5 protein-coding genes are annotated in these 5,445 nt (G+C 43.1%); 1 reads left to right on the top strand and 4 read right to left on the bottom strand.

What is annotated here, in order from left to right; translation table 11 throughout:
• Nucleotides 1-90: 90 nt before the first annotated feature.
• The gene (locus ASV53_RS22275; RefSeq protein ID WP_094958734.1) at nucleotides 91-453 is read right to left on the bottom strand and encodes a DsrE/DsrF/TusD sulfur relay family protein; all 363 of its coding nucleotides are present in this window, start codon (nucleotides 451-453) and stop codon (nucleotides 91-93) included.
• 309 nt (nucleotides 454-762) lie between these two features.
• Between ASV53_RS22275 and ASV53_RS22270 the strand changes: the two genes are divergently transcribed.
• The gene (locus tag ASV53_RS22270) at nucleotides 763-1,179 is read left to right on the top strand and encodes a GrdX family protein (RefSeq protein WP_094958733.1); all 417 of its coding nucleotides are present in this window, start codon (nucleotides 763-765) and stop codon (nucleotides 1,177-1,179) included.
• A gap of 133 nt (nucleotides 1,180-1,312) precedes the next feature.
• Here the strand turns inward: ASV53_RS22270 and ASV53_RS22265 are convergent, their stop codons facing one another.
• From ASV53_RS22265 to selD, 3 genes are all read right to left on the bottom strand, one after another.
• Nucleotides 1,313-2,608, bottom strand: coding sequence for a glycine/betaine/sarcosine/D-proline family reductase selenoprotein B (locus ASV53_RS22265; protein ID WP_094958732.1), 1,296 nt, complete (start codon nucleotides 2,606-2,608; stop codon nucleotides 1,313-1,315).
• Between the two features lie 14 nt (nucleotides 2,609-2,622).
• The gene (locus ASV53_RS22260; RefSeq protein WP_062692578.1) at nucleotides 2,623-3,915 is read right to left on the bottom strand and encodes a glycine/sarcosine/betaine reductase component B subunit; all 1,293 of its coding nucleotides are present in this window, start codon (nucleotides 3,913-3,915) and stop codon (nucleotides 2,623-2,625) included.
• A gap of 107 nt (nucleotides 3,916-4,022) precedes the next feature.
• A complete protein-coding gene (gene selD / locus ASV53_RS22255) occupies nucleotides 4,023-5,066 on the bottom strand; it encodes a selenide, water dikinase SelD (RefSeq protein WP_094958731.1) in 1,044 nt (347 codons plus the stop codon).
• Nucleotides 5,067-5,445: the final 379 nt, after the last annotated feature.

Raw genomic sequence — 5,445 nt, 5'->3', positions numbered from 1 at the left:
AATAAAAACAGTACAATAAAAAGCCGCATAGTGACCCTATGCGGCTTCGTTGTATTTATAATGCTGGTATCTACTCGTTATCTTGCTTCATTAAAAGCAAATCACTTTATCGGCCTGCAGTGTCCACATAGACAAATCGTCCAGCGTACCAATTTCAGCACCTTCTATCAGTGGAAGCTCGCTGATCCCTCTAGCGTTACAACAAGTTTTGCAGAGCTTCACTTCCGCACCTTGTGCGATTAGGATTTCCAACATTTGTTGAACGTGATACCCCTCACCTGGGGCCTGTTTTGGTAGCGCACAACTCACCGAGTCTGACATCAAAAAAACGTTGATTTTCGTCTCAATTTCTTGCTCATTGAGGTTAATTGCCAGTCTTAAACCATTAAACGAACGCTCTGAACCGTATGGCGCATCATTTAATACAAATAGCAATGTTTGTTCATTTCCCATTATTCTAAAGTCCTTCTGAATGCACATATTGGTGATATTTAATATCTTTAACGAAGGTGTTCTTGGCTATTGTACCTGTATTGTTTATCGCAAAACTTGCAATGCATCAAACAGCTTAAATGGAAGATATTACTATTCAGTGCTTAGCTTTACAAAATAACAAGTTATTACTCGATAATACTTAGCTAGCCAATTTACTTTTCCTGTCATCTATCCTTTAAAATACGAGACAAGCCATAAAAACGCACCGCCAGAAGGATTATAATTAAGGCGTAGCATTGTGCCGATTAAATATCATCAAGGAATATCATGAGAGCTGATAGATTAGAGATCATTACTAACAACCCAAGTATAAAAGTTGATAACAGTGCGATAACGATTATTCGTAAGAATACGGTTAATGATGTTTTAACTTTCACAAGGGACCAAGTCCACCTCGGGTATAAAGTTGTTTCACACCCTCTTGCTGGTAGTGTTAAACCACACGAAACACCTTATCGAAGCATTGTCATTTACCGCGATAATAATTTAGACATGGACTCACTTAATACTATTGAACAAACAATAGAAAGATACCAAGTACTCTGTAAGGCTAAGCCTGAATTTCTCAACCTTACCAGTGAAGATATTGAACAAGACTTCCCGAAAAAGCAAAGTTCAGACTTTCAATTTATAGACTGCCAGTTAATTAAGTCATGCCTGAGCGCTATCAACGCCAGCCTATAAATTATTAACACGCCACTCTCATACCCAAGTTAGTTTTATACGCTTGGGTATTTTTATTCCCGTTAATAACAATCGATGCTAATAAAAAAGCCAGCTGTTAGACAGCTGGCTTCTTTTTTAGCGTGTATTAAATCTAAAATACAGTTTGTTCATCAATCTTGGTTTGTAGTGCGATTACCGCTTTTTCTACCAATTGACGACGCGTGAATTTCTCTTCGCGTGGCTGCATTTTTGGATCACCCAGTGGATGAGGGATCGCAATAGTTGGAATAATACGGTTTGCACCTACTGTTTTAGAGATAGGAACAACAGTCGCCATATGAACTACAGGCATTACTTTTTCAATTTCTTTAACCATCGTTGCGCCGCAACGTGTGCAAGTGCCTCAAGTGGAGGTGAATATTGCTGCGGTTACACCAGCTTTCTGTAGCTTCATCGCAATCTCTGCACCATATTCTTTCGCTTTCGCTACCGCAGTACCGTTACCGACTGTGGTGTAGAAAATGTCGTGCAGACTACCGATCACGCCTTCGCGTTCCATGTCACGTAGTACATCAACTGGCAGTACGCGGTTCGGGTCTTGGTTACAAGCAACTGGGTCATAACCACCGTGCGCGGTTTCATGGCTTGCTTCGGTAAGTGTTTCTAGCCCTTCAATGCTGTACTCACCGTACTTAGATGCACTTGATGACTCGATGTGGTCTGGGTTACCTTTTGGTACAACACCACCAGAGGTCACTAAAGCAATCTTTGCGGTGCTCATCATCTCAACAGGTGGCTGAGGATCAACACGGTCGAATACTGGCATTGGATATTCAGTTGTAAACTCGCCAGCTAATTTGTTAATCAGCAAGTCAACAGCACGTTCAGAACCACGTTTGTCAGCAAAGAAGTTCACACGAATTCCGCGTGGCATGTAGCCAGCTTCTTCAGGCGAACCAAGCTCACCGTTAGTTTCGATGTAGCGGTTAACCAAGCCAACCATTGCAGGTACAGCTTTACGCATACTTGCAGCACTGTTTCCTGTCTCTACCATGTAAGCGTATTGACGGAATAATTCGTAACCAGGGTTTTCAACGTACATACCAGAAATGGTTGTGATACCCATTTTATGCGCCACTTTCGCGACTGTACCACAAGCCATACCGTAGCGACCGGCGTTAAACGCAGGGCCTGCAATAATAAGATCTGGCTGAACTTGCGCAAGGATCTCTTCCAAGCTGTGGCAGCATAAGCTTTCATTTTCGTTGAAGTATGAATCGCCACAAATAATAGTGTGGGAGATCTCAGCTTTGTCTTTCAGCATAGTGCCAAATTGCGCACCAACACCGACAGTGCCTTCAACCACTTCCATTGGAATGTGAGCCATTTCTTCACCACCCTTTTGGGCAAAGAACTGGTTGAGATAATAAACGACTTTCAATGTCATGTGTGTATCCTCGCTTAGCTGGCTTTTGTAGTGAGCTTATGGAAACCAAGCTCACAAGTTGCACCGATGATGGCTTGAAGTTCAACCGTGATTGAACCATCGTCATGCAAGCTGCCGTTGAAACCACCCGCAACAACATCTGCGTAGCGGTCATAACCGATTACTTTATCCATCGCTGGTAGCGTCACTAACTGGTTAGCATTACCGTTGGTAACCACAGCGTCTGCGCTCTTATGAGAATCCGCTAGCGATTGGCTTTCACCGTTTTGACCTGCGTATTCATCCGTCAGCAAAACAGTTTGAATGCCTGCTGCTTCAAGTTTTGAACAGTTCATGATTAAGTCAGCATCTGGGTTACCAAAGCCTTCTTCACTCACGATTGCAGCATCCCAACCCATTTGCTTCGCAAGTTTCACAACGAAGTTAGATGAACGCTCTTTATCACGCAGTGTGACGTTTTCATTAGTAACGATAACGCCCATGAAGTTGTACTTAGAACCGTGGTGACGGTATAAATCATAAATGACAGGGCTATTTTGGTGGATATAACTAGTGTTCTTGTCACAAGCAGATACACAGTTACCACTAATAATCGCACCATCCATCACTTCTGTTGGGTACATCAGTGTTGGAAGAATACCTTTAACATCAACACCATAATAATAAGTGTCATGCAATAGGCCTTGGCTTTGCAGCATATATACGTAACCTACTTTTGGTAAGTTAGGGTACTCAGCTGCTTGCTCTAGCAGTGGCTTAGTCTCGTAAGTTTGAATTTCGTCTGGCTCAATATCTCGCGCCAATTCACCAATCCAACGACCCGCTTCTAAGCCAACCATACGTACCAAACCTTCATGGTCGTATTGGTTACAGCTTTCATCAACTTCACATTGAATAACAAGATTCAAGGTTGATGAGAACGGAGTGTAATCCGCACCCGGACCACTCATATCGACGATGCCTTCTTGGAAACCAACGATTTCACCCGTTGTTACCACCGCCATACCTTTTAAGACATGGGTACGGCCTTCGCCAACCATCTCTTCTTCACCCAAATGTCGCCCAGGGAAAATATTACCGCCACCGCTTACTTTTACGCGAGGTTCAATGGCATCCTTTACTGGCATGATACGAATACTATCGCCGGGTTTAGCGATAGACAGCTCGATTGAGCGGATACGGTGATCCAATTCAGACAAATGGCCAATTAAAGCCTGCTGATCAATAACCACAGTGTTTTCTTTCACTTCGCTTACTGGGCCAAATGCCAGATCACGAACATGGATGTTGCCTAGTTCGAGTTTCATGTGTTTCTCCAAACAAGCGTCAGTTGGGAGGATTTTTCTAGGAAGGTGAACGATTTAGCAAGGTAACCAGCTTCAACAGAAGCTGGTCCACCTGATTAAACCGAATCCTAACTAACCTTTAAGCCAGTTCCTTCTTCGGCAAACCCGACAACCCAACAGGGTTCTTCATTACAGCTAAATTCTGTTAGTAACGCGTCCAAACAATCTCTTGGTACAGCAGCAAGTAGCCCGCCGGATGTTTCCGGGCAGCACAACTTACGCTGCCAACTTTCATCAAGGGCTTCTGCAAAGTCGATTTCATCGCGGTAAGCGTCGAGATTACGTTTAGCACCGCCAGGAAATAATCCTTGGGCTGCGTAATCTTCGGCTTCAGGCAAGAAAGGAACTTGTTCAGCCTTGAAGTGCATACAAATGTTACTTTTTTCAGCCATTTCATGGGCATGGCCCAATAAGGAATAACCTGTCACATCTGTACATGCTCGCACTGGATAGTTGGCAAAAATTTCTGCAGCTTTACGGTTAAGCTTTTTCATATTGTCAGTAGAGGCTTTTATTGCCGCCTGACTTGCTTTACCACGTTTCTGTGCTGTCGAAATTAAACCTGTACCAATAGGTTTGGTTAACACCAAAACATCACCGTTTTCTACAGCGGCCTTGGTTTGTACTTTAGAAGGATGGATCATGCCCATTACGGATAAGCCAAATTTTGGCTCGCTATCTTCAATCGTGTGACCGCCAACTAATACTGCACCAGCTTCACGGACTTTTTCCGCACCGCCTTTCAGAATTTGGCCAACCACGTCTTGAGGAAGATCCGGTGGAACACAAAAAATATTCATCGCCAATGTCACTTGCCCGCCCATGGCGTAGACATCACTGAGCGCATTCGCAGCAGCAATCGCACCAAAGTCGTACGGGTCATCCACAATTGGAGTGAAAAAATCCAATGTTTGGATAACAGCAACATCATCGTTGATTTTATAAACGGCAGCGTCATCACTTACCGTCAACCCAACCATCAAATTGGGATACGCTTGTTCGGGAAATAGGGGTGAAATGGACTGCAGAACCTGCGCCATGGCCTTAGGGCCTATTTTTGCTGCTCACCCCGCTTTTTTGGTCATCTGCGTCAGACGTACTTCTTCTGTCATCTCTAGATCCTTTACAGTGGACGGTAAGAGCACAATTCACATTTAATACTGTGCTCACGCTATATCTAAAAAGCGTTATAGTAGAAGCCGTGATCATCGATCACCTTTTCCCCTATATGATCTCTTCAGATCCTCTTGCTTTCAGTTTGATCTACGTCCTATATAAAGCGATACATTACACCACTAGGTTTAGTTCGTATTTCAAACTAAAAACGACATTCAGGTACACTTCTATGTATCAACTATGCCCTTCATGCAGCTATTAGTCTGATGACTCTATTAAGGGAGTCACTATAACCAATAACTTTTAACTAAAAAAATTAAACTCTTGTTTCGTTTAGTTAAAAGCACTTAATTACATTAAGACATTATTTATGTA

Source organism: Photobacterium sanguinicancri (genome assembly GCF_002265265.1).
Taxonomy (GTDB): domain Bacteria; phylum Pseudomonadota; class Gammaproteobacteria; order Enterobacterales; family Vibrionaceae; genus Photobacterium; species Photobacterium sanguinicancri.
Note: the sequence above shows the minus strand (reverse complement) of the source record. Positions and strands in the feature narration are given on the sequence as shown.